General features: G+C 70.9%; 30 protein-coding genes. 15 read left to right on the top strand and 15 right to left on the bottom strand.

The annotated features are described in order from the left end of the window. Positions 1-65: 65 nt before the first annotated feature. On the bottom strand, positions 66-842 hold the full coding sequence (locus tag NZH93_RS22425) for a glycerophosphodiester phosphodiesterase family protein (RefSeq protein ID WP_259625120.1): 777 nt from the start codon (positions 840-842) through the stop codon (positions 66-68). A gap of 68 nt (positions 843-910) precedes the next feature. Between NZH93_RS22425 and NZH93_RS22420 the strand changes: the two genes are divergently transcribed. From NZH93_RS22420 to NZH93_RS22410, 3 genes are all read left to right on the top strand, one after another. Next, entirely contained in the window at positions 911-1,285 is a 375-nt protein-coding gene (locus NZH93_RS22420) for a hypothetical protein (protein ID WP_259625119.1), read from the top strand. Positions 1,286-1,352: 67 nt separating this feature from the next. Next, positions 1,353-3,371, top strand: a complete 2,019-nt coding sequence (locus tag NZH93_RS22415; RefSeq protein ID WP_259625118.1) for a putative bifunctional diguanylate cyclase/phosphodiesterase — start codon at positions 1,353-1,355, stop codon at positions 3,369-3,371. A 54-nt stretch (positions 3,372-3,425) separates the two neighbouring features. Continuing rightward, positions 3,426-4,109, top strand: a complete 684-nt coding sequence (locus NZH93_RS22410) for a VOC family protein (RefSeq protein WP_259625117.1) — start codon at positions 3,426-3,428, stop codon at positions 4,107-4,109. A gap of 15 nt (positions 4,110-4,124) precedes the next feature. Here NZH93_RS22410 and NZH93_RS22405 read toward each other — a convergent pair whose 3' ends face one another. After that, on the bottom strand, positions 4,125-4,586 hold the full coding sequence (locus NZH93_RS22405) for a PPOX class F420-dependent oxidoreductase (protein ID WP_259625116.1): 462 nt from the start codon (positions 4,584-4,586) through the stop codon (positions 4,125-4,127). 40 nt (positions 4,587-4,626) lie between these two features. Here NZH93_RS22405 and NZH93_RS22400 point away from each other — a divergent pair, with 40 nt between their 5' ends. The 3 genes from NZH93_RS22400 to NZH93_RS22390 are packed head-to-tail and all read left to right on the top strand — an operon-like array spanning position 4,627 to position 7,699. Further along, the gene (locus tag NZH93_RS22400; protein ID WP_259625115.1) at positions 4,627-5,043 is read left to right on the top strand and encodes an alpha/beta fold hydrolase; all 417 of its coding nucleotides are present in this window, start codon (positions 4,627-4,629) and stop codon (positions 5,041-5,043) included. Then, on the top strand, positions 4,998-6,830 hold the full coding sequence (locus NZH93_RS22395) for a S9 family peptidase (RefSeq protein ID WP_259625114.1): 1,833 nt from the start codon (positions 4,998-5,000) through the stop codon (positions 6,828-6,830). Before NZH93_RS22400 ends, NZH93_RS22395 begins: the two co-directional genes overlap by 46 nt. A 29-nt stretch (positions 6,831-6,859) precedes the next feature. Next, positions 6,860-7,699 (top strand): alpha/beta fold hydrolase, encoded by an 840-nt coding sequence (locus NZH93_RS22390; RefSeq protein ID WP_259625113.1) that lies wholly within the window; start codon positions 6,860-6,862, stop codon positions 7,697-7,699. A 9-nt stretch (positions 7,700-7,708) separates the two neighbouring features. On the opposite strand, the gene NZH93_RS22385 is transcribed toward NZH93_RS22390, so the two are convergent. The 6 genes from NZH93_RS22385 to NZH93_RS22360 all read right to left on the bottom strand — a co-directional run bounded on the left by NZH93_RS22385 (position 7,709) and on the right by NZH93_RS22360 (position 13,031). Beyond that, the gene (locus NZH93_RS22385; protein WP_308214224.1) at positions 7,709-8,266 is read right to left on the bottom strand and encodes a GrpB family protein; all 558 of its coding nucleotides are present in this window, start codon (positions 8,264-8,266) and stop codon (positions 7,709-7,711) included. A gap of 42 nt (positions 8,267-8,308) precedes the next feature. Then, complete coding sequence (gene ligD, locus NZH93_RS22380) at positions 8,309-9,220, bottom strand: non-homologous end-joining DNA ligase (RefSeq protein WP_259625112.1); 912 nt, start codon at positions 9,218-9,220, stop codon at positions 8,309-8,311. Beyond that, a complete protein-coding gene (locus NZH93_RS22375) occupies positions 9,213-10,298 on the bottom strand; it encodes a DNA polymerase ligase N-terminal domain-containing protein (RefSeq protein WP_259625111.1) in 1,086 nt (361 codons plus the stop codon). The genes ligD and NZH93_RS22375 overlap by 8 nt, the downstream gene beginning before the upstream one ends. 10 nt (positions 10,299-10,308) lie before the next feature. Beyond that, positions 10,309-11,142, bottom strand: coding sequence for a non-homologous end joining protein Ku (gene ku / locus NZH93_RS22370; protein ID WP_259625110.1), 834 nt, complete (start codon positions 11,140-11,142; stop codon positions 10,309-10,311). A 55-nt stretch (positions 11,143-11,197) separates the two neighbouring features. Next, positions 11,198-11,980, bottom strand: a complete 783-nt coding sequence (ku, locus tag NZH93_RS22365) for a non-homologous end joining protein Ku (protein ID WP_259625109.1) — start codon at positions 11,978-11,980, stop codon at positions 11,198-11,200. A 61-nt stretch (positions 11,981-12,041) separates the two neighbouring features. Continuing rightward, on the bottom strand, positions 12,042-13,031 hold the full coding sequence (locus tag NZH93_RS22360) for a tyrosine-type recombinase/integrase (RefSeq protein WP_259625108.1): 990 nt from the start codon (positions 13,029-13,031) through the stop codon (positions 12,042-12,044). 1,123 nt (positions 13,032-14,154) lie between these two features. Between NZH93_RS22360 and NZH93_RS22355 the strand changes: the two genes are divergently transcribed. Next, positions 14,155-14,988, top strand: a complete 834-nt coding sequence (locus NZH93_RS22355) for an SCO6745 family protein (RefSeq protein WP_259625107.1) — start codon at positions 14,155-14,157, stop codon at positions 14,986-14,988. A 48-nt stretch (positions 14,989-15,036) separates the two neighbouring features. On the opposite strand, the gene NZH93_RS22350 is transcribed toward NZH93_RS22355, so the two are convergent. From NZH93_RS22350 to NZH93_RS22340, 3 genes are all read right to left on the bottom strand, one after another. After that, entirely contained in the window at positions 15,037-15,780 is a 744-nt protein-coding gene (locus NZH93_RS22350; RefSeq protein ID WP_259625106.1) for a hypothetical protein, read from the bottom strand. Then, entirely contained in the window at positions 15,777-16,211 is a 435-nt protein-coding gene (locus NZH93_RS22345) for a hypothetical protein (protein WP_259625105.1), read from the bottom strand. The genes NZH93_RS22350 and NZH93_RS22345 overlap by 4 nt, the downstream gene beginning before the upstream one ends. Positions 16,212-16,324: 113 nt before the next feature. Then, positions 16,325-17,140 (bottom strand): nitroreductase/quinone reductase family protein, encoded by an 816-nt coding sequence (locus NZH93_RS22340; RefSeq protein WP_259625104.1) that lies wholly within the window; start codon positions 17,138-17,140, stop codon positions 16,325-16,327. Here NZH93_RS22340 and NZH93_RS22335 point away from each other — a divergent pair. Continuing rightward, entirely contained in the window at positions 17,139-17,261 is a 123-nt protein-coding gene (locus NZH93_RS22335; RefSeq protein WP_259625103.1) for a hypothetical protein, read from the top strand. The genes NZH93_RS22340 and NZH93_RS22335 overlap by 2 nt on opposite strands. 153 nt (positions 17,262-17,414) lie before the next feature. Further along, the gene (locus NZH93_RS22330; protein ID WP_259625102.1) at positions 17,415-18,167 is read left to right on the top strand and encodes a GNAT family N-acetyltransferase; all 753 of its coding nucleotides are present in this window, start codon (positions 17,415-17,417) and stop codon (positions 18,165-18,167) included. Between the two features lie 3 nt (positions 18,168-18,170). Here the strand turns inward: NZH93_RS22330 and NZH93_RS22325 are convergent, their stop codons facing one another. Then, positions 18,171-18,833, bottom strand: coding sequence for an RraA family protein (locus NZH93_RS22325; RefSeq protein ID WP_259625101.1), 663 nt, complete (start codon positions 18,831-18,833; stop codon positions 18,171-18,173). 9 nt (positions 18,834-18,842) lie between these two features. Beyond that, a complete protein-coding gene (locus NZH93_RS22320) occupies positions 18,843-19,898 on the bottom strand; it encodes a TetR/AcrR family transcriptional regulator (protein WP_259625100.1) in 1,056 nt (351 codons plus the stop codon). Positions 19,899-20,059: 161 nt separating this feature from the next. On the opposite strand from NZH93_RS22320, the gene NZH93_RS22315 reads away from it, so the two are divergent. Further along, complete coding sequence (locus tag NZH93_RS22315; RefSeq protein WP_259625099.1) at positions 20,060-21,256, top strand: erythromycin esterase family protein; 1,197 nt, start codon at positions 20,060-20,062, stop codon at positions 21,254-21,256. On the opposite strand, the gene NZH93_RS22310 is transcribed toward NZH93_RS22315, so the two are convergent. After that, complete coding sequence (locus tag NZH93_RS22310) at positions 21,250-21,735, bottom strand: GNAT family N-acetyltransferase (protein ID WP_259625098.1); 486 nt, start codon at positions 21,733-21,735, stop codon at positions 21,250-21,252. The genes NZH93_RS22315 and NZH93_RS22310 overlap by 7 nt on opposite strands. Positions 21,736-21,820: 85 nt before the next feature. On the opposite strand from NZH93_RS22310, the gene NZH93_RS22305 reads away from it, so the two are divergent. Genes NZH93_RS22305 through NZH93_RS22285 form a run of 5 tightly spaced genes read left to right on the top strand, consistent with a single transcriptional unit; the run spans position 21,821 to position 25,110 of the window. Beyond that, positions 21,821-22,243 carry a helix-turn-helix domain-containing protein gene (locus tag NZH93_RS22305; protein ID WP_259625097.1) on the top strand — a complete coding sequence of 141 codons (423 nt, stop codon included), beginning with the start codon at positions 21,821-21,823 and terminating at the stop codon, positions 22,241-22,243. Continuing rightward, complete coding sequence (locus NZH93_RS22300; protein ID WP_259625096.1) at positions 22,240-23,061, top strand: alpha/beta fold hydrolase; 822 nt, start codon at positions 22,240-22,242, stop codon at positions 23,059-23,061. Before NZH93_RS22305 ends, NZH93_RS22300 begins: the two co-directional genes overlap by 4 nt. Further along, complete coding sequence (locus NZH93_RS22295; RefSeq protein WP_259625095.1) at positions 23,058-23,375, top strand: DUF4180 domain-containing protein; 318 nt, start codon at positions 23,058-23,060, stop codon at positions 23,373-23,375. Before NZH93_RS22300 ends, NZH93_RS22295 begins: the two co-directional genes overlap by 4 nt. A 19-nt stretch (positions 23,376-23,394) precedes the next feature. Further along, positions 23,395-23,931, top strand: a complete 537-nt coding sequence (locus tag NZH93_RS22290; protein ID WP_259625094.1) for a pyridoxamine 5'-phosphate oxidase family protein — start codon at positions 23,395-23,397, stop codon at positions 23,929-23,931. Positions 23,932-23,946: 15 nt separating this feature from the next. Beyond that, positions 23,947-25,110, top strand: a complete 1,164-nt coding sequence (locus tag NZH93_RS22285) for a glycosyltransferase (protein WP_259625093.1) — start codon at positions 23,947-23,949, stop codon at positions 25,108-25,110. Here NZH93_RS22285 and NZH93_RS22280 read toward each other — a convergent pair. Beyond that, on the bottom strand, positions 25,083-25,721 hold the full coding sequence (locus tag NZH93_RS22280; RefSeq protein WP_259625092.1) for a class I SAM-dependent DNA methyltransferase: 639 nt from the start codon (positions 25,719-25,721) through the stop codon (positions 25,083-25,085). The genes NZH93_RS22285 and NZH93_RS22280 overlap by 28 nt on opposite strands.

The following is a 25,721-nucleotide window of genomic DNA, read 5'->3' as shown; positions in this document are numbered from 1 at the left end:
GTACTGGTCACCCGATCCGCTGATCGACGGTTACCCCAAGGTGTTGTCAATCGTCCACCCGCGCGTCAGGAACCGGCCCACGCCCGCCGCGCCCGCAGCACGTCGCGCAACACGTCGGGACGGTCGGTGACCAGCCCGTCCACCCCCAGGTCGAGCAGCCGCCCCATCTCCGCCTCGTCGTCCACCGTCCACACGTGCACCTCCGCGCCACGCCGGTGCGCGGCCCGCACGAACAACCCGTCCACCACCCGCAGCCGCCCCCGCGCCGCGGGCACCTGCGCCAGCGACCCCCGCACCACCAACCCCGCCGCGGGCACCCGACCCGACACCCACAGCGCCCCCACCGACCGCGGCCCCATCGACGTGAGCAGCCTCGGCCCACCCAACCGCCGCAACCGCGCCAGCCGGGTGTCGGAGAACGACGCCAGGCACACCCGCCCCATCGCCCCGGCGCGCCGCAGCACCGCCAGCACCGGCTCCACCGCCGCGTCGGCCTTCACGTCGATGTTGACCATCGCGTCCGGCAACTCCTCCAGCAGATCCGCCAACCGGGTGATCTTCTCCCGGCCACCGATCAACGCCCCACCCACCGCCGACCACGGTTGCGCGCCCACCGGACCGGTCTTGTCGGTCGTGCGGTCCAACGTCGAGTCGTGGTGCACCACCACCACGCCGTCGGACGTGGCGTGCACGTCGGTCTCCAGGTAGCGGTACCCCTCGGCCACCGCGCGGCGGAACCCGGACAGGGAGTTCTCCATGCCCGACAGGTCGTCGAGGTGCCACCCCCGGTGGGCGTAGGCCCTGGGGTGCGGGCCGTCCAGATACGGATGCGTGTCGCTCACGGCAAGCAGTGTGCCTTGGCGGCGTGGCGCTGGAGCGAACGGCGGGTGGCGGGATACCGTCGCGCGCCATGGAACTGGTGACCGACGCCGAGGGCGCCGTCGGCGTGATCGGCCAACGCCGCGAGGTCGCCCGGCATTGCGCCTGGTGCGGTCGAAGACTGCCCGACCACGGCCGGATAGGCCGTCCCCGCCGCTACTGCGCCCAACCGTGCAGGCAACGCGCCTACGAACGGCGCGCCGCCGTGCAGCGAGGTGGGCTGCCCGAGGACGCCGTGGTGCTCTCCAGCACCGAGCTGGCCGACCTCCAGGACAGGTTGTTCCAGCTCAGGTGCGCCGCGGAGGACATCATGACCGCGGCGGAGGACGGGGCGGGCGGCGAGGAGCTGCGAGGGCTGGCCGCGGGCATGGTGGACGCGGCACGAGGACTGGAGCGGTTGCGCTGAACGGTGGCGGCTTGCCCACGGACCGTGAACTGAACCATCATGTCGCGCAGGTGGCGAGGAGGACTGCGTGACCAGCAACAGCGCCCTGTACCGCGAGGTGCTCGACCGGGCGAACGTCGGTTTCGGCGTCACCGACCCGCGTGGAACGCTGCGCTGGGCCAACCCGGCACTGGCCGGGCTGCTCGGCGTCGCCCTCGAGCACGTCGTGGGCCGCTCGCTGCCCGCGCTGCTGCCCGGCACACCGGAACGGCCCCGCTCCGGGCTCACCCTGCTCACGCCCAGCACGTGCGACCAGGGCCACCGGTGGCTGGAGGTGTCGTGCCGCCGGATCTCGCCCGACGAGCTGCTCTACCAGATGGTGGACGTCTCGGCGTGGCGCGACCGCGAGCTGGAGGCCACCCACGAGGCCGACGCGCTGCGCCGCGCCCAGGTGCTCGGCCGGATGGGCACGTGGGAGTGGCACATCCTCGAGGACCGCATCGTCTGGTCGGACACGCTCCTGGAGATGTGGAGCATGCCCAAGGGCACGCAGATGGACTTCCAGGGCTACACCGAGCTGGTGCACCCGGAGGACCTGCCGATGATCCAGGCCGTCCTCCAGGAGGCCATGCGCACCGGCTCGGGCTTCAACTTCACCCACCGCATGACCCACCCCGACCTGGACAGCGGTGAGGTCGTCGAACGGGTCTTCGAGTGCTTCGGCGAGGTCGTGCACGACGAGCACGGCGTCCCGGTGCGCGCCCTGGGCACCGCCCACGACATCACCACCGCGCGGCGGGTCCACGACGAGCTGCTGCTGATGGCCGAACAGGACCCGCTGACCGGCCTGTCGAACCGGCGCGCGATCACCCGCGAACTGGAACGCCAGCTCGCGACCGGCGGCGACGGGACGCTGCTGCTGCTGGACCTGGACAACTTCAAGGACGTCAACGACCTGCGCGGGCACGCCGTCGGCGACCGGCTGATGCGGTCGCTGGCGGTCGCGCTGCGCTCCCGGCTGGAGGAGCCGCAGCTCATCGGCCGGTTGGGCGGCGACGAGTTCGCGGTGGTGCTGCCCGGTCTGACCGGCGCGCAGGCCGAGGCGGTCGCGCACCGGCTGCGCGACGCGGTGTCGTCGTTGCCGCTGGTCGGGGTCGCCCCGAACTCGCGGATCACGGTCAGCACCGGCGTCGCGTCCTACACCGCGGGCGACGCGTGGGAGCTGGTGCTCGCCAACGCCGACCTCGCCCTGTACGCGTCCAAGGCCGCGGGCCGCAACCGCGTCACCGTCTACGAGCCCGGCCACTACGCCGACACCGTGAAGCGGGTGTCGGTGATGGACCGGCTCCGCACCGCCCTGGACACCGGCGGGTTCGCCCTGCACGCCATGCCGATGGTGCAGCTCGTGTCCGGGAAGGTACTGGGCCACGAGATCCTGCTGCGCCTGGAGGACGGCCAGGAGCCCTACCTCGGGCCCGCGGAGTTCCTGCCCGAGGCCGAACGCTCCAACCTGGTGCACGACATCGACCGCTGGGTCCTCAGCCGCGCCATCGACACCCTCGTGCAGCACCCCGACCCCGAACTCCGGTTCAACGTCAACGTCTCCGGCCGGACCCTGGAGGACGAGGACTTCGCCGGGTTCGTCCTGGACCGCCTCGCCGTCGCAGGCGTGGCACCCGGCCGCTTGGGCCTGGAGATCACCGAGACCGCCGCGGTGACCAACCTCGACGCCGCCCGCTCCCTGGCCCTGAAGCTGCGCGGCTTCGGCTGCCGCATCACCCTGGACGACTTCGGCTCCGGCTTCGGGTCGTTCGTGCACCTCAAGCACCTGCCGATCACCGGGATCAAGATCGACGGCGAGTTCGTCCGCGGCATCGACGAGCACAGCACCGATGCCGTTCTGGTATCCGGGATCGTGGAGATCGCCCGAGGCCTCGGACTGTCCGCCGTCGCCGAGTGGGTCGAGCGCCCCACCCAGGTGGAAGCCCTGATCAGACTGGGTGTGCGAGTGGGGCAGGGGTTCCACCTCGGCAAGCCCCGACCACTGGCCGAGGTCCTCGCGGAGCGCACGGTGGGGCCGAATGGAGCATTGAAGTCCTCTCGGTGAGACGAACATGATGGTGCCCGTTCGGGGATCTCACTCACGAAACGGACTCACCAAGTGCTCTTGTCCCACCCGGTGCGCGGGCTGCGCCGGATCGAGTTGACGACCCGCGCCCCAGAGGCGACCGCCGACTTCTTCTCCCAGCTCCTCGGCTGGTCGGTCCTGCCGGAGGCCGGCGAGGTGTACGGCGGCTGGGTCGGCGACCGCCTCGCCGTGCGCATCAGCCCCGGCGAGCACGTCGACTGGCGGCTGGTGTTCGCGGGCGTGCCCGTTCGGGCATCGGAGCACGGCGTCGCGGTCGACCGCGGCCGGGTGCTGCACGGACCGTGGGCACCCGAACCACGCCCCGGCGAACCGTGCTGGCTGGAGATGCTCGGCGACCGGGACGCCGACTACGCGCGCGAACTGGGCTGGTCGGTCCGCGACCCCGCCGAACCGTTCAGCCTCCTCGACGTCGACCCCGACGGCACCCCGCGAGCCGTCGCGGGCAGGCTCACCACCGACACCGGACTCCCACCCGGCTGGATGGTGTACTTCTCCGTCCCCGACCTCGACGCGGCCGTGGCGTCCGCGACCGACCTGGGCGGCAGCGTCGTCACCGACCCCCACGAGGTGCCGACCGGGCTCGTCGCGTCGATCGCCGACCCGGCGGGCGCGGTCGTGACGCTGCTGGAGAACCCCGCCGGGTGGGGCGGCGCGTGGGCGCACGTCCCGGAACCCACCGGCTCCGGGACGCCCTGACGCGGTGACGTCGGGTCAGTCGCCGAGTTCGGGCGGGAAACCCCCGGTGGCGATCGGACCCCACCGCTCGATCGTCACCCGGATCAGGCTCTTGCCCTGGCGCACCATCGCCGCCCGGTACTCGTCCCAATCCGGGTGCTCCCCGGCGATGCACCGGAAGTACTCGACCAGCGGCTCCACCGAGTCCGGCAGGTCGAGCACCTCCGCACGCCCGTCGACCTGCACGTACGGGCCGTCCCAGTCATCGGACAACACGCACAGCGTGACCCGGTCGTCACGGCGGGCGTTGCGGGACTTCGCCCGCCCCGGATAGGTCGACACGACCAGACGGCCCTGCGTGTCGACGCCGCACGCCACCGGCGACACCTGGGGGCGTCCATCGGCGCGAGCGGTGACGAGCAGGCCGCGGTGACGCGGGCGGAGGAACTCGAGCAGGCGGTCCCGCTCGACGACGTCGGCAGTGGCGATCTTCGGCATGCACCCCACCCTAGGAGACCGATGGGCGAGGATGCGGGTCATGCCGTTCCCGCGCGCCCACGACGACACGTCCCTCGCCTACCGCGTGCTCGGCGACGGCGACCCCCTGCCGTGCTTACCGGGCGGCGCCGGCCGCGCCGGGACCTACCTCGGCGACCTCGTGGTACCGGACAGCCGGGGGACCGGCGACTCCGCGATCCCCACCGCCGCCGCGAGCCTGGGCTACCGCGCCGACGGCGGCCCCGACGCGGCGGCCGTGCGGACGGCGTTGGCGGGCCTGACGGCGCCCGTGCCGGTCTACGCGGGCGGCGCCGACCCCATCCGGTGCCGCGCCCTGGCCGCGCTCATCCCCGGCGCCTCCTGCCACGTCCAACCCGACGCGGCCCACGTCCCGTGGCTGGACGACCCGGCGTGGCTGGTGGAGCACCCCACGGCCTGGTGGGCGTCGACGTGCTGACCGCCGCCGCCGTCGTCGACAGCCTCGTCCCGACCACACCCGCCCTGTCCCCGGACGGCCGATGGGTCGCCTACGTCCTCGGCCCCGTCGGACAAGCGGGGGACAGGCCCGACCGCGCCCTGTGGCTGACCCCCGTCGACCGCACCACCCCACCCCGCCCTCTCACCACCGGCACCACCCCCCGCTGGTCACCCGACGGCCAGTGGATCTACTTCCTCACCGACGACCGGCAGATCGGCCGAATCCACCCCACCGGCGGACCCGCGCAGACCCTCACCGCGTGGCCGGGCGGCATCGACGACCACCTGCCCGTCACCACCGACCAACTCGCCCTCACCGCCCCCGACGACACCACCCCAGGCCCTTCACGCCTGCGACTGCTCAACCCCACCACCGGCGACCTCCACACCCCCGACGTGTTCCCCGGCCGCCACGTCGCCGCCCTCGCCCGACGCCCCGACGGCGGCGCACTGGCCGTGCTCACCCGCTCCACCCGCGACCCCGACCCCGGCCTGCTCGAATCCGAACTCCACCTGCTCGACCCCACCACCGGCACCCCGCGCGACCTCGGCACCACCGCCGTCGCGGCGACCTCACCGGTCTGGTGGCGACACCCCGACACCACCTGGCACCTCGCCTACCTGGCCACCACACCACCCGGTCTCGTCGGCGGCACCACCGTCATCGACCTGGCCACCGACACCTCCGACCACCACACCCCGACCACCGACCTCACCGCCTGCCCGGTCGAACTCGTCCAGGTCGACACCGGCCCACCCCTCGTCCTCGTCGCCGACGGCCTCGACACCGCCATCCACCGCCTCGGACCACCACTGGCCGAGGTCACCCGCCTCAACGGCTACGCCGGATCCCTCACCACCAGCACCCGCGGCGACGTCGTCGCCGTCATCGCCAGCTCCGCCTACGAACCCAAGGACGTCCACGCTGGCCCCGTCCTCGGACCACTCACCCGCCTCACCGACACCAACCCACCACTGCGCGACATCCGCTGGGGCGTCCAGGAACGCCTCGCCTACCCCGCCCCCGACGGACTCCCACTCGACGGCCTGCTCCTCCTCCCACCCGGCACCACCCGAACCGACGGCCCCTTCCCACTCGTCACCCTCGTCCACGGCGGCCCCTACGACCGCCACGCCGACCAACTCCACCTCGGCTGGTACCCCAGCGGCCAATGGCTCGCCACCCACGGCTACGCCGTCTTCCTCCCCAACCCGCGCGGCGGACGAGGCCACGGCCACGCCTTCGCCGCCCTCGTCGCGGGCGCCGTCGGCGGCGACGAGTGGACCGACATCCTCACCGGCATCGACCTGCTCACCGCCGACGGCGTCGCCGACCCCGACCGCCTCGGCATCGGCGGCTGGAGCCACGGTGGGTTCATGGCCGCCTGGGCCGTCACCCGAACCCACCGGTTCAAAGCCGCCCTCGTCGGCGCGGGCATCAGCGACTGGCCACTGCTCGCCGCCACCGGTGAGGAAGGCGCCTTCGAAGCCGCCCTCGCGGGGGAGGACCCGCACCGCAACAGCCCCATCACCCACGCCCGCACCATCGACACCCCCGTGCTCATCGCCCACGGCGAAAACGACACCAACGTCCCCGCCACCCAGGCCGAACGCCTCCGCCACGCCCTGCACCACCACGGCGTCCACCACGACCACGTCGTCTACCCCGCCGAACCCCACACCCTGCGCGACCGCGCCCACCAACTCGACCTGCTGCACCGCACCCGCGCCTGGTTCGACCGGTGGCTGCGCGACAGGGGCCGCTAAGGGCACCCCAGGTGCGCGAGGATGACCCGATGCCCCGATTCACCTCCTACGACGGCACCCGCCTCGCCTACCACCTCGCGGGCTCCGGCGACCCGCTGCTGTGCCTACCAGGAGGCGCGGGCCGCTCCGCGGACTACCTCGGCGACCTCGGCGGACTCACCGCCCACCGCCAACTCGTCCTGCTCGACAACCGGGGGACCGGCGACTCCGACACCCCCACCGACCCCGCCACCTACCGACGCGACCGCCTCGCCCACGACGTCGACGCCCTGCGCCGCCACCTCGACCTCGACCGCGTCGACCTGCTCGGCCACTCCGCCGGAGCCGGGATCGCCATGGCCCACGCCTACGACCACCCCGACCGGCTCCACCGACTGGTCCTGCTCACCCCCGCCCTGCGCGCCGTCGACCTCACCCCCACGGCCGACGACTGGACCCACCACCTCGCCTCCCACGCCCACCAACCCTGGTACCCCGCCGCCGCGGCCGCACTGGACCGCCTCAACGCCGGACACGCCACCCACCACGACCGCCTCACCGCCGCCCCGCTGTTCTACGGCCGCTGGGACGACACCACGAAAGCCCACGCCGACGCCGAGCGGACCCAGCGCTCCCTGCCCGCGCTGGAGGGCTACTGGGCACCCGGCGCGTTCACCCCCGGCACCACCCGCCGCGCCCTGATGGCCCTGGACGTCCCCGTGCTCGTCTACGCCGCCGACCACGACCCGATCGCCCCACCCCACCGGTGCGCCGAACTCGCCGACCTCATCCCCACCGCCACCCTCACCGTCCAACCCGGCGGCGGCCACTTCCCGTGGCTCGACGACCCCCACCACCTGGTCCAGGCCATCGCCGAATTCCTGCGCTGACCGGCAGCCTCACGCCCGACCCAGGATCCCCTCCACCACCTCCGACTTCGCGTCCGCGTACTCCTGCACGTAAGTCCACGTCCGCGCCGCCAACCCCCGCTTCGTCCGCTCGTACAACTCCCGCTCCCCAGGCACCGCCCGCAACCGATCCCGGAACCCCACCATCCGCGCGATCTCCCCGCACGACACCGAGTACACGTGCAGGTTGATGTCCGTGTCCGGCCCCTTGAACAACCGGTGCTCGTCCTCCGCCTCACGAATCCGCAACACGTACCCCGCCGCCTCCAACAACGGCACGTACGCCACCTCGTCCGTCGAATCCGGCACGCCCAGCACCACGTCCACGATCGGCTTCGCCGCCAACCCCGGCACCGACGTCGACCCCACGTGCTCCAACACCACCGCCACCGGCCCCAACACCCCGCGGATCCGCGCCTCCTCCCGCGCGAACAACCCCGGCCACGCCGGGTCGTACTCCACCAGCGTCACCGTCGAGTTCAGCTTCGGCGGCTCGGCCACATAAGCCCGAGCCAACCGCTCCTCCATGCTCTCCGAGCTCTCCGACACGACCAATTCCTTCCAGAAGGCAGTCGGCCAGAATAACGCGGATCAGCCCGGCAACCGCACCGGGTCGTCCAGCAGCTCCGCGAACAGATCACCCCCGTGCGTCACCCGCCCCAACACGTCCTCCGCCGTGAACACCAGGTCCTCCGGCCGCGCACACGCCTTCACCTCGTCCCACGACACCGGCGTCGACACCGACGGCACCACCCGAGCCCGCAACGAATACGCCACCACCGTCGTCTTCGCCGGGTTGTTCTGCGACCAGTCGATCAACACCTTCCCCGGCCGCGCCGCCCTCGCCATCGTCGACACCACCAACTCCGGGTGCTCCGCCGCCAACCGCTGCGCCAACCCCTTCGCGTACACCGCCGTCCGCTCCGGCGACGACACCTCCACCGCCGCGCACAACTGCATCCCCTTCGACCCGCTCGTCTTCGCGAACACCACCAACCCGTCCCGCTCCAACTCCACCCGCAACAACTCCGCCACCCGACAGCACTCCACCACCGTCGCCGGCAACCCCGGATCCAGGTCGAACACCAGCAGATCAGGGGAGCGCCTCCCACCACGCGGACCCACCGTCCACTGCGGCACGTGCAACTCCAACGCCGCCAGGTTCGCCACCCACACCAACGTCGCCAGGTCCTCCACCACCACGAAATCCGCGAACTCGTTGCCCTTCGCGCTACCCGGCGTCTCGATCCGCACCGTCCGCACCCACTCCGGCGCGTGCCCCGGCACGTTCTTCTCGAAGAACGACGGCCCCTCCACCCCGTCCGGATACCGCCGCAACGTCACCGGACGCCCCACCAACCGCGGCAACAACACCGGCGCCACCCGCGAGTAGTAGTCGATCACCTCGGCCTTGGTGAACCCCTGCTCCGGGTACAACACCTTGTCCAGGTTCGTCAGCCGCAACAGCCGCCCCTCCACCCGAACCGTCGTCGACTCACCCACCCGACAACACCTCCACCCACAGCGGAGACCGAACACCGGGGGAGTACACCGAATCCGACCTCTTCGCCACCACCCCCGACAACCCCTGCTCCACACCCGCCGCCACCACCGCCGCACCACCACCCCGAAAAGCCGGAGGAGTCAGCCACGACGACCCCGCCAACCCCAACTCCTCCAGCAACACCCGCCGATCCCCGTGCCCCAACCCCACCGTCGACCGCCCCTCCAGGTGCAACAGGTCGAACACCAGCAAACTCACCGGCACCGACCTCACCACCCGCCGCACCCGCGCCGCCGACGACGCCCCCAACCGCTGACCCAACCCCTCCGCACTCGGCCGCCCACCCGAGAACGCCACCACCACCCCGTCCAGTACCACCTGCGTCATCCCCAACCCCGCCCCCAACCCCTGCACCTCCGGGAACAACGCCGTCACATCCCCACCCACCCCGTCCGACAGCACCACCCGCCCACCCTCGACCCGCGCCAACACCCGCAGACCGTCCCACCGGAACTCGTACGACCACTCGTCGTCCTGCTCGACCGGCGGCAACGACCCCACCGTCGCCACCATCGGCCGCAGGTCCACCGGCAACGACACCCAATCCGGCCGCGCCGCCACGTGCCGCCGCCGCACCATCCAGTCCTTGCCCGACGACCCGTCCCGCCGGAAGAACACGAACTCACCCTCGACCCGGTCCCCGTGCAACACCACGTCGACCTCGCGGTCCGACCACTTCACCGTCTCGTACCGACCGCGGTCCCACAGGAACATCTCCCCGCCGCCGTACTCACCCCTCGGGATCACCCCCGAGAACCCCGCGTACTCCAACGGGTGATCCTCGGTGCGCACCGCCAACCGGATCACCCCCGGCTCCGGCGGCAACCCCTTCGGCACCGCGAACGACACCAGCACCCCACCGCGCTCCAACCGCACGTCCCAGTGCAACGACGACGCGTGGTGCTCCTGGATCACGAACGTGTCATCAGCACCGTGGGGGAGTACCCCCTCGTCCGGCACCGGCTCAGGAGTGCGCCCCGGATCCCGCTTCCGCCGGTACTCCGAAAGATCCGCCATCACCACGCCCTCAGGCGGAACTGGCCTTCTTCTCCGCGGCCTTCTTCTTACCCGGCTTCGCGGGCGCCACCCGAGACGACCTCGCCGCCTCCACACTCCGCTCCAACGCCGTCATCAGGTCGATCACCTCACCCGACTCCTCCGACTCCTCCGCGACCGGCAGCACCGCACCCTCGGCCTTCGCCGTGATCAGCTTCTCCATCGCGTCCCGGTAGTCGTCGGTGAACTCCTCCTCCTCGAACGACCCCGCCATGCTCTCCACCAGCGACGACGCCATCCGCAACTCCTGCGGACGCACCTCGACGTCACCGCCCAGGAAGTCGAACTCCGGCCGCCGGATCTCATCCGGCCACAACATCGTGTGCAACACCAGCACGTCATCCCGCGCCCGCAACGTCGCCAACGTCTGCCGCTGACGAATCGTGATCTTCACGACCGCCAACCGCTCCGCGTCCTCCAACGCCGTCCGCAACAACACATAAGGCCGAACCGCCGTCTTGTCCGGCTCCAAGTAGTACGACTTCTGGAAGTAGATCGGATCGATCTCCTCCACCGGCACGAACTCCAACACCTGGATCGACCGGTCCGTCTCGATCGGCAACGACTCGAAGTCCTCGCCGTCCAACATCACCACACGACCGTCGTCCAACTCGTAGCCCTTCGCGATGTCCGCGAAAGCCACCTCCTCACCGCACACCGAGCAGACGCGCCGGTACTTGATGCGCCCACCGTCCTCGCGGTGCATCTGGTGGAACCGAAAGTTGTGCTCCTCCGTGGCCGAGAACAGCCGAACCCCGATCGTGACCAGGCCGAAGGAGATCGCACCACGCCAGATCGACCTCATGGCAACTTGCTACCCCCGAAATGCGGAATCCGCACCCCAGCGTCACCCACACGGACTAACGAGCCGGATCAGGCCGCTCCGCCCGCACCTTCTCCAAACTCCGCTGCAACGCCACCAGCAGATCCACCGCACCCGACTCCTCCGGAGCCCGCGCCGCCGGGATCACCGCCCCCGCACTCTTCGCCGCGATCACCGCCTCCAACGCCTCCCGGTAGTCATCCGAGAACGCCGAATGATCGAACTCCGCCGCCATCGAGTTCACCAACGACAACGCCATCCGCACCTCCTGCGGACGCGACCGCACCACCGGCAACTCGAACCCCGGATCCCGCACCTCATCCGGCCACAACAACGAGTGCAACACCAGCAGATCCCCACGCGGCCGCACCACCGCCAACGTCTCCCGCCGCCGCAACGTGATCTTCACGACCGCCACCCGCCACGACCGCCGCAACGCCTCCCGCAACAACGAGTACGACGGCACCGCCTCCTCATCCGGCCGCAGGTAGTACGACCGGTGCAGGTAGATCGGATCGATCTGCTCAGCCGACACGAACTCCACCACGTCGATCACGTGATCCGACGCCGACGGCAACCCTTCGAAGTCCTCCGCCTCCACGATCACCAACCGGCCGTCCTCCAACCGGTACCCCTTGGCCATCGCCTCAGCCGGAACCTCCTCGTCGCACACCGAACACACCCTCCGGTGCCGAACCTGCCCACCATCCACCCGGTGCACCTGGTGGAACCGAAAACCGTGCTCCTCGGTAGCGCCGAACACCCGAACCGGGATCGACACCAACCCGAACGAGAGAGCCCCACGCCACAACGCCCGCATACCACCAGGGAACACCCACCGAACGCCCGTGCGAACCCAAGTCACCCGCACGCACCAGCCACTACTCCGACTCGGCCATCCTCCCCAACGCCCGATACGTCCGATTGCTCGCCGCCGCCGACCGCCGTTCGCGCGCCGTCGCCTCGATGTAGTTCTGACTCGTCGCCAACGACGCGTGCCCCAACAACGCCATGATCTCCGACGCCGACGCCCCGTCCTCCGCCAACCGCGTCGCGAACGTGTGCCGCAAAGCGTGCAGGTTCGCCCCCGTCGGCACCCGATCGTGCAACCCCGCCCACCGGAAGCACGACTTCACCAGGTACTCCAACCCACCCCGCCCGATCGCCTCACCCCGCCGATCCCGCAACAGGGGAGACCCCCGATCAAAACCCGCCTGCGGAAAACGCGACCGGCACGAAGCCAGGTACTGCTCCACGATCCGCTCCATCGACGGCTCGATCGGCACCGACCGGTCCCGATTCCCCTTCCCGACCACGTGCAACCGCCGCTCACCCTCCCGCCCCACGATCGACGCCAACGTCAACGTCCGCATCTCCGCCGACCGCAACCCCGCCACCAACCCCAACGCGATCACCAGCACGTCCCGCTCAGGCCACGGATCCCGCCCACCGTGCGTCCCGTCCGCCGCGGCGCTCAACAACTGCTCCGGCGTGTCCTCACCCCGCAACGGCTTCGGCACCAGCGGAGGGGTCTTCGGCCGCGCCACCGCCCCCATCGGATTGCCCGGCAACAGGTCGTCCGCCACGCAGAACGTCAAGAACTGGTTCCACGTCGACCACGCCCGCAACACCGACGACTTCGCGTGCGAATCAGCGAACACCCCGAACGCCGCACGTAGGTTCCCGCTGGTCAGGTCCTCGACCACCAGCTCGTCGACGGGCACGGACAAGGACTCGGCGAGCAGCACCGTGACACCCGTGAGGTCACGGCGGTAGGCGGCGGTGGTGTGGGGGGAGTCCTTCCTCGGACGCCGGGCGAGGAAGAACGAGTCCTGGGCGGCGAGCACTCGCATACCGATCTTGTACCCCACACCACCGACACTCCCACGACCAGACCCACCCGGTAGATCAACTTCAAGCCTGATCCAGCGACAACCGATCGTGCGCACAGGGGAGGGGAGTCGGCACGACCGACCCGGATTTTGAGGAGAGAATGACGGGAAACACCTGGTCAGAGGCCTGACGTGGGTGTTCGGTTGGGCTGCGATGGCGTCGCGACGCCGGGGGAGGCCCAGGCCGGACCCTGGGGGCTCTGGTGGGGGAGACCCGGCCGGTTCACCTGCGGCGAGGTGCGGGTCCGCCAGCGGGAGCTAGTGCGGCGATTGTTGAGCCCCGGTCCGGCTGCGGGGGACCGATGGCCGGGGAGATCCGGCCGAGTTACGAGGGCCGTTGTCGAGCCAGGTCAGCCTCAGCAGGTGATCATCATGGCCGTCGTAGAACGGTGTCGAACCCACCAGGTTCAAGCGGTCAATCCGCGCACCGTGACCGTTCCACGATATTTGTCCGGTTTGCTGGATAATGGCGATTATGCATGAAATGGCGACCCGGAAGGGGTGCCACTGCTCCGGGGGACGGCGCCCTCCCGATGATCTTCGAACCGGGTTTTCGCCGACCTTCGCCGCACTCCCGGACGCACACCGTGCATCGCGCGGGCACCCAGGCGTCGCCGCCGACGAAAGCCTCAGGTCATGGCGAACCTCAGATGAGCCCTCCAGGCGGCGAATCGACCATCCCGGCGTCGTCCGGCGGACATCCAGCCACACCATCCACATACGTCACTGTGACGTTTGACGAGCACTGACTCGGACGCCGAACGCCAATCGTGAGGCCTCAAGGGGTCAGAGCCGCCCGCCGGCCATTCGCCCGCCAGTCAACCCGCGGCACCAGCGCACCGCCGCGCGGCACTCGACTCGGACGCCGTCGAGCGTTCGTGCGCACAACGGTCGATACGCAGCGCTCAACGCCCAAATCTGCCGCCTGCCAGGCCCTCTCGTGATCTTGATAATCCCAGGTCGCCGAAACGCCGATAATCTACATTATGTTAAGTAAAGCGTTCGGCACCCTCCCCGCACCCTTCGCACGCCCCGTCCCCTGGCGGTACGTTGGCCCCAGACCGTACCGACCGGTCGGTACCTCACTGTGGAGGAGAGTTTCGTGGTGTTGAGCGCACGGGAGCTGTGGCGGATTCTGGAACCCCTGCACGGGATGATCTACTTCGCCCCCGAGGCCCAGGAGCGCTACGCCGCGCTGGGCCTCGACCGTTCCGCGGGGTACTTCGCTTCCCGAGCGGCCGCCATGGGCCCGGTGTCGGCGGAGGTGGTCGTCGCGACCTTCTACAACTTCAACCCGGTGATCGTGCACGCCGCCATCCCGGCCGCGTGGGAGAAGGCGACGCCGGCCGCTCTGCTGGAGGCTCGGCTCGACGCGGTGGACCACGCTCTGCGTCGTGGTCTGGGTGAGTTGGCGGACGACGTGTCGGAGTTGGCGGATCTGGCGAGGGTGGCGGCGGATCGGGCGCGGTTGACGCCGCAGGGCAGGCCGTTGTTCGCCGCGCACGCGTCGCTCCCCTGGCCTGAGGATCCGTTGCTGGTGCTGTGGCACGCGCAGACGTTGTTGCGGGAGTACCGGGGTGACGGTCATCTGGCGGCGTTGTTGCTGGAGGGGTTGAGCGGGTTGGAGGCGTTGGTGGTGCACGCCGCGAGTGGTGAGGTGTCGGTGGAGGGGTTGCGCCGGTCTCGGGGGTGGTCCGAGGAGGAGTGGGCGGCGGCGACGGAGGGGTTGCGGGAGCGTGGTGTGGTGGATGCCGGGGGTGGGTTGAGCGAGTCGGGTGTGGAGTTGCGGGCGCGGGTGGAGGGTCGGACGGACGCGGCGGCGGAGTCGGTGTACGCGGGGTTGGGTGCGGTGGAGCGGGAGCGGTTCGTGGAGTTGGCGCGTCCGTTGAGCCGTGCGGTGGTGGCGTCGGGGATGTTGCCGTTCGCGAAGCGGTGAGGTGGTCTGGTTGGGGGGCGCGCTGTGGTGGCGTGTCCTCCAATCGGGTCAGCCGTGGGGTGTGGGGTGGTCTGCGTGGTCGTGGTGGCCGAGGAGTTCGAGCAGGCCGGGTAGTTGGCTGATGAGGGCGAGTCGTTCGGTGGGCGACAGCGTGCTCAGCAGGAGTGCGGTGGTCTGGGCGACGGGGTCGTGCGTGGTGGGGTCGGCGTCGGGGAGGACGGCTGTTCCCTGGATCTTCCGCACGATGGTGTCGATCGCGTCGATGGGCAGTGCGGTGGACTCCCCCGTGCTGCGGGTGAGCCACCAGGCGTGGGCGAGGCCGGTGTCGGCGAGGAGGGTTCTCACCACTTCGGTTCGTTGTCGGGTCCGGTAGGACCGGAGGTGTTCGTGTCGTTGTGCCGCGAGGTGGTCCTTGGCCTGGGCGAGGTCTTCGGGGGTGACGGTGACGGTGGCGTCGCGGACTCGTGCGGTGGCGGTGGGTGTGCCTGGTAGTTCGGTGGGCAGGGACAGGGTGAGCAGGATGTCGTCGCGGGCCGAGGGGCCGTTGGTGACGTAGTGCTGTCGGGTGACGGTGGCGGCCATCCTGGTGATGTGGGATCTGGCGCGGACGTCGGGTGGTGGTGCCGGGGGTGGTGGGTCTGGGGCTTCGCCGAGTGCCCAGCTCGTGGTGAGTCGGGTGTGGAAGTGCAGTCCGGGCAGGGTGCTGGGGAGCAGGGTGTCGAAGGTGGAGACGCCGGTGTGGGGGTTGGTGGTGGGTTTGCCCGGTGTGGTGGTGCGTCGGAGCCAGTTCATCGGTGTTCTCGTTTGGGGTTGAGGGTGATGTGCTGGTGTCCGGTCGTCTGGAAGATCTGGCCTTTGGTGGTGGCGTAGGCGTTCTGGACGACGTGGGGGTTGGTGGGTGGGGTGGGTTCGGTGTGTTCGGCGAGGTAGTCGCGGAACTCCTCCCCCGCTGTCGGGTGGTTGGTGGAGGCTTGGCGCAGTCGGATGGCCAGGGCTTTGGTGGCGGCTTTGTGGAGGGTCGCGAGGTCGTCGTGGTCGGCTTGGGTGAGCAGGGCTCGGCTGTGTTCGGCTTCCGCGAGCACCGGGGTGGGGTCGGTGCTGTTGGTGGTGAGGAAGCCGGTGAGCCATTCCCTGGCGTGGTGCCACTGGTCGGTGTGCATGGCTTGGACGAGGGCTTGTGCGGTGCGGTGGGTGAGGTCGTCGATGTTGGCCGGGGTGTTCACGCCGTTCAGGCAAGCACGGGGCTGTGGGGGGTGATGTGCGGTGCGGGGTTTTGTCCTTGTATTGGCCGTCGTTGCCAGGATGTGGCCATGTTCGTGGTCGGGGTGAATCGTGGTCAGCCTGCTGGTGGCCAGGGGATGTCGGCGAGGACCGGGAGGAGCCAGTGTTCTTCGCGGTCGAGGTGGGTGTTCAGCTCCCCCGCGAGTCGGTCGAGTTCGGTGCGGAAGCCGGTGGTGTTCCGGTCGGCGAGGAGTGCGAGCAGGTCGTTCTTGATGCGTGCGACGGTTTTGTGCTCTTCGCGGAGCTGGTCGAGGGTGTCGGCGAGGTGGGTGTGGTGGGTGGCGATGCCGGGGAAGACGTGGTCGTCCTCGGAGGTGTGGTGGAAGGTGAGGGCTTCGCAGAAGGTGAGGCAGTGTTGCCGTAGCTGGGGTTTGAGCCCGGCGGGTGCGCCTGCTTCGGCTTGGATCTCGCGGATCTGTTCACGCAGCCAGGTGTGGACCTCGACGAGTTTGTCGGCGAACGTGGTGACGGCGGCGGTGCGGGTGAGGACGAGGACGGGCAGCGTTCGGGTGGTGCGGCGTTGGTGGTCGGCGTAGCCGGGTGCGGTTCGGGTGACGTGGTCGAACAGGTCGTCGCGGTGCGCGCCTTGGGCGGGTGTGGCGATGGCGGTGAAGGTGTCGGTGCCGAGTTCGACGCGGACGGCGGGGTTGGCGAGGACGTTGTGGTACCAGTCGGGGTGGTGGTCTGAGCCCGCGTTCGAGGCGATGACGAGCAGGTGGTCGCCGTGGTGGACGTAGCCGAGCGGGACGGTGTGGTCGGTGCCGGTCTTGGTGCCGGTGGTGGTGAGCAGGAGTAGGTCGCCGTCGGGGAAGTGGGTGACGCGGCCGTTGTTGGCGCGGAATTCGTCGATGATGGCCGTGGTGAAGGACATGGGTGTGCTCCTGGTGCGGTGGTGGACGGAACCGGGCGCGCGCGTCGAGGTGTGGTCACTCGGTGGCGCGGAAGGCGGTTACGTCGTGCGCGGGAGGCTCATGGCGTGGTCCCGTGGGTGAAGGGGTGTCGCCCGATCTCCGACCCGGCCACTGCTCTTCGGTCGGGATCACGCGCACCGCGGCACCATTAGATCGACTGGGGGTCGTGGTGTCAAAGCCGGGGTGCGGGGAAAGTCGTTTGTGCTGGTGGTGGGGTTCTGGTCGGCTGTGGTGATGGACAAGCAGGCGGTGTTGGCCGCGTTCGACCACCAGGTTCGCAGGCATCCGGTGACCGAGGGCGTGGTGGAGCGGGAGTCCACTGTGGTGCGCACGATCGGTGCGGGGTGGACGGGTGTGGAGTGGTCGGCGTTGGACGAGTCGTGTGCTGACGCGGTGATCGCGGCGCAGGTGGCTCGGTTCGCGGGTGTGCCGTGGGAGTGGAAGCACTACTCCTACGACTCCCCCGCTGATCTGCCCGCGAGGTTGGTCGCGGCGGGGTTGGTGGCGGAGCCGTCGGAGACGTTGTTGGTGGCGGAGGTCGCGGCGTTGCGGTTGGAGGTGGTCGCGCCGGAGGGGGTGGAGTTGGTGCCGGTGGTGGACCGGGCGGGGGTGGAGGCGTTGGTGGCCGTGCACGACGAGGTGTTCGGTGGTGATCACTCGGCGGTGGGTGAGCTGGTGTTGGCGGGGTTGGGGCGGGAGCCGAGCGCGGTGGCGGCCGTGGTGGCGATGGCGGGGGGTGTGCCGGTGTCGGCGGCGCGGGTGGAGTTCCACGCGGGGTCGGAGTTCGCGGGGTTGTGGGGTGGTGGGACGGTGCCGGGGTGGCGTGGTCGGGGGGTGTTCCGGGCGTTGGTGGCGTTCCGGGCGGCGCAGGCGGCGGCGCGGGGGTTCCGCTACCTCCAGGTGGACGCGACGTCGGACAGTTTGCCGATCTTGCGGCGGTTGGGGTTCGTGGAGTTGGCGGTGACGACGCCGTTCGCGTGTCGGTGATGGTCAGGCGATGAAGCCGAGTTTGCTGGGTGTGCCGTTGAGGACGTTCTCGCGGTGGGTGCGGAAGTTCATGGAGGAGAAGAGGCTGCCGCCGTCGGTGAGTTTGGCGAGGGCGGTTTCTTCGTGCAGGTGGATGGCTTCGGCGGTGTCGATGAGGGCGGTGAGGCGTTCGGGGGTGGTGACGAGGACGCCGTCGTCGTCGGCGAGGACGAGGGTGCCGGGGTGGACGTTGACGCCGCCGCAGCGGATCGGGACCTGGGTGCGGGGTGGGGTGGTGGCGGGGCCGGAGCGGGGGCAGGTGCCGCGGGCGTAGACGGTGAAGCCGAGTGGTCGCAGGGTGTCGAGGTCGCGGACGAGGCCGTCGACGATGATGGCGGAGAGGCCTTTGCGGTGTGCTTCGGTGGCGAAGAGTCCGCCTGCGACGGCGACGGTGGGGTTGGTGGAGGCGTCGACGACGAGGACGTCGCCTGGTTGGGCGAGTTCGAGGCCTTCCAGGACGGAGAGCAGGTCGCCGTCGGAGTGTGCGGTGACGGCGCGGCCCGCGATGGTGCCGGTGCCCGCGATGCGGTGGATGCCGTGGTCCATGGTGGGGAGGCTCTTGTCGGCGTCGCTGATGACGGAGACGGGGAGGAGGCGGGCGCGGGTCAGCAGGGTGTGCAGAGGCATGGGGGAACTCTAGGTCGGGTGGTCCGCGCTGGTGGGTGCTGCGATGGCGTGGGCGGCGCCGAAGCCGTGGGCGCGGGCGGTGACGCGGCCTGAGGTGATGCGGAGTGCGGTTTCGGTGGTGTCGTGGGGGGTGACGCCCGCGGCGGCGGCGAGGAAGCCGCGGTCGTCGTTGACGAGTCGGAGTCGTGGCCAGGTGGGGTGTGGGAGTGCGTGGCGCAGGTGGTCGCGCAGGTGCGCGGTGGTGAGTCGGATGAGTGGGGAGAGTTCGTCGGGGTGGGCGGTGACGATGGCGGCGGTGACGGCCGCTCCGGCGCGCAGTGGTGCTTCGACGGCGGAGAGCCGGTGGGTGCCGAGGATGAGGACGACGTCGTCGAGGGGGGCGGGTCGGCCGGTGAGCAGGTCGGTGGCGGGTAGTGGTTCCCAGGGTTCGTCGACGGTGTGCGCGGTGGTGGACAGGTGGGGGTCGAACCACTGGTCGTGCAGGTCGAGGTCGGCGAGTTGTTCGCAGGCGCGGACGGTGTTGAAGGGCTCGCCGAAGCCGGGTGCGGCGGCGGCGAGGGTGGTGGCGCCGTGCAGGGTGGTGAGGGCGGCTTCGGCGACTCGGACGAGTCGTCCTGCGGTGGGGTCGAGTTGTTCGAGTGCGAGGCCGAGGGCGATGGCGTCGAGGGCGAGGAGTTGGGCGAACGGCTGTCGGGTGAGGTCGTCGGTCATGATCTCGGGCAGCAGGTGCACGCCGAGTCGGGCGGTGCCGTGGGTGGTGTCGGTGGCCATGGGCAGGGTGGCGGCCCAGGCGCGGGCGAGTGCGCCGAGTGCGTCGCGGACGGTGTGGCCTGGTGTGGCGCGCGGTTCGGGTGCGGCTTCGGCGGTGTGGGCGAGGACGGCGAAGTAGAGGGCGCGTTTGCCGGGGAAGTTGGAGTAGACGGCGCCGCGGGTGAGGTCGGCGCGGTCGGCGATGCGGTCGATCTTGGCGTCGCGGTAGCCGTGTTCGGTGAATTCGGCCTTGGCGGCGGTGAGGATCCTGGCGCGGGTGAGTTCCTGGGTTTGCGCCCTGGTGAGCCGGGCCATGGTCCTCCTAGCTGCGTCGGGGCGTAGCAGGATACCGCGATCATGCGGGTGGGCTGGTCATCTGGCGGGGTGCGGCGTTCGGGTGCTGGACGGTGTTCGGCGGGGCCCGGCAGGGTGGGTGGTCACCACTGGTGCCGCGGGTGTTGCCGGGAGGCGATCGGATGGGTTTCGCCGACTGGGTTCGTGATCATGCCGGTGCTCTGGACGACCTGGAGCCGTTGCGGAGGGCCGTGGGTGGGGCCCGTGTGGTGGCGTTGGGTGAGAACTCGCACTTCATCCGCGAGTTCGCCGAGGTGCGGCACGACCTGGTGCGGTTCCTGGTGCGGGAGTGCGGGTTCACCGCGTACGCCACGGAGTTCGGGTTCAGCGAGGGGTTCGAGGTCGACGCGTGGCTGGGTGGGGCGGGGCCGGATGACGCGTGGGACGGCAGGCCGGAGATCCCGTGGGGTGTCGGTGAGTCGTTGTGGTGGTTGCGTGAGCACAACCGGGTGACGGGTGGGCGGGTGCGGTTCGCGGGGATCGACGTGCCCGCGGCGGGTGGGTCGGCGTTGCCCGCGCTCGATCCGTTGGTGGAGTACGTGCGGGTGGCGGATCCGGAGGTGGTGCCGCTGGTGGAGGTGGCGCGGGAGATCGCGGGGCGGTTCGGGGCGGCGTCGATGGCGTTGGCTGCTCCGGCGTGGGCTCGGTTGGGGGTGGCGGAGCAGGACGCGTTGAGCGCGGTGTTGGGGCGGTTGCTTGTGCGGTTCCGGGCGGTGGAGCCGTTGCACGTGCAGAGGGTGGGGCGGGCGGCGTTCGACGTGGCGGTGCACCGGTTGGTGGGGGCGGTGAGCGTGGATCACACGGTGCGCGCGGTGGCGGAGTTGTACTCGGGGTGCGGGTTGCCCGCAGACATGTCGGCTCGGGAGGTGTACCTGGCGGATTCGGTGCGCTGGCACGTGGATCGGGGTGAGCGGGTCGTGGTGGCGGCGCACAACGCGCACGTGCAGCGGGTTCCGGTGAGCCATGGCGGTGTTGCGTCGGTGGTGCCGATGGGTCAGCACCTGGCGGCGGCGCTCGGTGGGGAGTACTTCGCGGTCGGGTTCACCAGTGTGGGTGGTGAGACGGCGGACACGCGGTGGGACGACGCGGCGCCGTTCGGGTTCAGGGTCTGTCCCGCCCGGTTGGCGGCGCCGGAGCCGGGCAGTCTGGAGGAGGCGTTCGTGGGGTTGGGTCCGGTGGTGGTGGACCTGCGGGGGTCGCCGGAGGGGCCGGTGAAGTTCCGGATGCACGGCGGTTATCAGCGGGTGGTGCCGCGTGGCGCGTTCGACGCGGTGGTCAGTGTCCCGGTGTCGACGGTCGCCGACGACACGGGCTACTGAGGGGCTGTCCGGGGCGTTCGCCGGGTGAGCAGGGTGAGGGTGACGCCGGGGGCGAGGTCGCGCAGGCCGGTGGGGACGAATCCGCGGCGGCGGTAGAGGGTCATGGCGGGCAGGTTCGCGGTGCCGGTGGAGACGGTGGTGGTCTCGGCGGGTTCTCGTCGGTCCAGCGCGTCGAGCAGGGCGCGGGCGACTCCGGTGCGGTGTGCGCGGGGGTGCACGACGAGGCGGCAGATGTCGAGCGTGCCGTCGTCCGGGCGGAGCCAGGAGACGGCGCCGGTGAGGTCTTCGGTGCCGAGGAACGTCTCGCCGCACGCGCGCAGGTCGTCGAGGGTCTCGTGCAGGGGTGGGATGCCGTCGAACCCGATGAGGTCGGCTTCCACGGCGTAGGCGGCACGTTGCAGTTCCCACAGGCCGCGCAGGGTGTCGTCGTCGGTGAGGTCGAGTCGGTGGATGGGTGGTTCGGCGCGGGGCGGTGTCACCGGTTCACCGTATCCAGCCGACCGATGGTGACGTATCGTTCCCCATAGTTCCCTGAAACGCTCTCGATAGGGTACTTTGCGGAACATGTCCGCTGAGTTGTACTCCGTCGAACAGGTCGCCGAGAAGCTCGGCCTGCACGTGCGCACGGTGCGCAACTACGTGCGGGACGGGCGGCTGAAGGCCGTGCGCATCGGCAAGCAGTACCGGATCGCGCGGGAGGACCTCGACGAACTGGTCGGCCAGTCCCCCGCGCGGCCGCCGCTGCCGCGCTACGTGGAGGTGTCCAGCGTCGTGCGGGTGGACGGGATCTCCGCGCGCGACGCCGACCGGGTCGTCAGCCTGCTGATGGCCATGGTCAACGGGCCGCGCGACGGGGACGGGCCGCTGCGGGTGGAGACGATGCACGACCCGGAGCGGTTCAGCTTGAAGATCATCGTGCTGGGGAGCCCGGACACGACCAGCGAGTTGTTGAAGGCCGTCGGATTGATCACCGGGGAGGACGGATGAGCGAGGTGTACCGCACGGACGCCGGGGGGCGGGCCGTGCGCGAGCGGTACCGGGCGGTGTTGGAGCGGTGGCCGGTACCGGCGGAGCGGGTGCGGTTGAACACCCGCGCCGGGGAGACGTTCGTGCTGGTCAGCGGGCCGGTCGACGGGCCGCCGGTGGTGGCGTTGCACGGGTCGGGTGGGAACGCGACGACGTGGATGGCCGACATCACGACGTGGGCGCCGCACCTGCGGGTGTACGCGGTCGACGTGATCGGCGAGCCGGGGCTCAGCGCCGCGGTGCGGCCCGAACTGGGGTCGGCGGCGAACGCGGAGTGGTTGGACGACGTGCTCGACGGGCTGGGGGTGGACTCCCCCGCCGTCCTGGGGATGTCGTTGGGCGGGTGGCTGGCGGTGGACTACGCGAGCAGGCGGCCCTCCCGCGTGTCGAGGCTGGCGCTGCTGGCGCCCGGCGGTGTCGGGCGGCGGAGGTACGGGTGGGTCCTGCGGGCCCTGCCGTTCTTCGCGCTGGGCGCGTGGGGGCGGCGGCGGGTGGTGCGGATCGTGACCGGCGTCGAACTCGGCGCGGTGGCGTCGTCCATCGGCGAGACCTTCGGCGAGTTCAAGCCCCGCACGGACATCCCGGTGTTCCCCGACGACGTGCTGGAGCGGCTGACGATGCCGGTGCTGGCCGTGGTCGGCGACCGGGACGCGATGATCGACTCCGCGATGACCGCGCGCAGGCTGGCCGCGCTCGTGCCGCACGCCGACGTCCGCGTGGTGCCCGGCGGGCACCTGCTGCTCGGGCAGGCCGACGCGGTGCTGGGGTTCCTGCGATGAGCGACGTGCTGAGGCTGCCGGTCGACGGGCCCGTGCTGCGCGGCGAGCAGGACGCCGTCGACGTGATCGGCGAAGCGTGGTCGGTGTCGGCGCGGACCGTGGTGGTGCCCGTGCAGCGGTTGGACGAGGCGTTCTGGACGTTGAGCACCCGCGTCGCCGGGGCGATCCTCGGGAAGTTCGCCGCGTACCGGATGCGCGTGGTCGTCGTCGGCGACATCTCCGGGTGGCTCGCGGGGAGCGAGTCGCTGCGGGCGTTCGTGCGGGAGGCCAACCGGGGGCGGGAGATCTCGTTCGTGGAGTCCTTCGACGGGTGAGGTCCCGCTAGGGTCGATCATGCCCGTCACGAACCCCTGGTTGGCCGGACCTTCGCCGGAGAAGCGGCTGGACCGCGAACGGCTGTCCGAGCGGATCCTGAACCTGTTGTCCTGCCAGAACATGTGCGTGCTGGCGACCACCGGTCCGGGTGGGCCGCTGGCGACCCCCGTGCGGTACTACCACCTGGACTTCACGGTCATGTTCACCGCCGCGCCCCGGTCGCCGAAGATGCGCAACATCGCCGCCGACCCTCGGGTGTCGGTGGGGATCTTCGCCCCGCTGGTCGGGCAGGCCAGCAGCCGCGGCGCGCAGGTGTTCGGCCGGGCGCGGGTGCTCTCGCCGGGCGAGGCCTCCCACGAGGAGCACTGGGAGGCGTTCCGGTGGCAGTCCGACCACGTGGAGCGGTCGCTGTCGCTGGACGAGCCGCCCGGTGGGCCGCTGGTCGTGGTGGCCGCGGAGCGGATCGTCTACACCGAGCACTGGTTGCGCCGCGACGGGTACGCGCCCCGGCAGTTCTGGCGGGCCGACCGGGTCGGGGATGATGCGGGGACGTGAACGGGGGTGGGTGGGATGAGGGTCCTGGTCAGTTTCGTGGGTGGCAACGGGCACTTCCAGCCGATGGTGCCGTTGGCGCGCGCGGCGGTGGCGGCCGGTCACGTGGTGGCGTGCACGGGGGCGCTGTCGGTGGTGCCGATGGTGCAGGCCGCCGGGTTCACCGCGTTCGCGACCGGCCCGGATTTCGGGTCGTCCACCACCGAGCGGTCGCCGCTGCTGCCGGTGGACCGCGACCGGGAGGAACAGGACGTGCGCGAGGGGTTCGCGCGCCGGGCGGCGCCGGAGCGGGCGGCGGAACTGCTGGAGCTGATCGCCCGGTGGCGGCCGGACGTGGTGGTGTGCGACGAGGTGGACTTCGGGGCCATGATCGCGGCCGAGCGGTCGGGGGTCCCGTACGTGCCGGTGCTGGTCATCGCGTCCGGGTCGTTCCTGCGGCCGGACGTCGTGGTCGAGCCGCTGGAGGAGCTGCGGGCCGCGCACGGGCTGCCCGCCGACCCGGCGATGACGATGCTGAGCCCAGGGCTGGTGCTCTCGCCGTTCCCGCCGTCGTTCCGGCATCCGGGGTTCCCGCTGCCGTCGACCGCGTTCTCCTTCCGGGCCGCCGGTGACGGGCCGCCGCCGGTGCCGATCGCGGTGCCGCCGGCCGTGCCCACGGTGTACTTCACGCTCGGCACGATCTTCAACACCGAGTCCGGCGACCTGTTCACCCGCGTGCTGGACGGGCTGGAGGACCTGCCCGTGCACCTGGTCGTGACCGTGGGCGGCCGGATCGATCCGGCGGAGTTCGGTCCGCGTCCGCCGCACGTGCGGATCGAGCGGTACCTGCCGCAGGACACGGTGCTCCCCCGCGCTGCCGTCGTCGTGTCGCACGGCGGTTCCGGCACCGTCCTGGGGGCGCTGGCGCACGGTGTGCCGTCCGTGCTGATCCCGATGGGCGCCGACCAGCCGCACAACGCCGACCGGGTGGTCGCGCTCGGCGCCGGGGTGTCGCTGGACGCCGAGCACGCGACGCCCGCGCAGATCCGCGCCGCGGTCGCCACCGTCCTGGCCGACCCCGCCTACCGGCTCGCGGCCGAGCGGGTGCGCGCTGACATCGCCGCGCTACCAGACCAGAGCGCGGCGCTGGCCCTGCTGGAGGAGCTGGTGGCCGGTCAGGAGGGGGTGCGGGCCAGCAGGTAGGCCTGCGGCACCTTCTCCCGCTCCCCCGGTTCGCGCACCATCCGCGCGGTCATGGTGAACCCGGCCTTCTCCAGCAGCTCCTCGATCGTCGCGGGCGGGAGCCGGTAGGCGGTCAGGTCGACGTCGTGGCCGTAGCCGCGGGTGACGTGCAGGGCCTCGTCGCCGACCTGGAACGCGAGCAGCACGTGCCCGCCGGGGGCCAGGACGCGGCGGAACTCGGCGAACACCTCCGGCAGCCGGTCGGTCGGCACGTGGATGATCGAGTACCACGCCACCAGCCCGCCCAGGCCGCCGTCGGGCAGGTCCAGTTCCAGCATCGACCCGACCTCGAAGCGCAGGTCCGGGTACCGGCGGCGGGCCACCTCGACCATCCCCGGCGACAGGTCGACGCCGAACGCGTCCAGCCCGAGTCCGCGCAGGTGGTGGGTGACCAGACCGGGGCCGCAGCCGATGTCGCCCACCGGGCCGCCGGTGACGTGCTCGGCGAACGCGCCGAGCATCGCCCGGTCCAGCGGTGTGCGGGCCAGCAGGTCGTCGACGACGTCCGCGTAGTCGGCGGCGATGGTGTCGTAGGAGGTCCTGGTGTCGTTCAGGAAGGCCGGTTCGGTCAC

The sequence above is a fragment of the Umezawaea endophytica genome, from assembly GCF_025061645.1.
Taxonomy (GTDB): domain Bacteria; phylum Actinomycetota; class Actinomycetes; order Mycobacteriales; family Pseudonocardiaceae; genus Umezawaea; species Umezawaea endophytica.
This window is presented reverse-complemented; position numbering and strand designations above follow the sequence as displayed.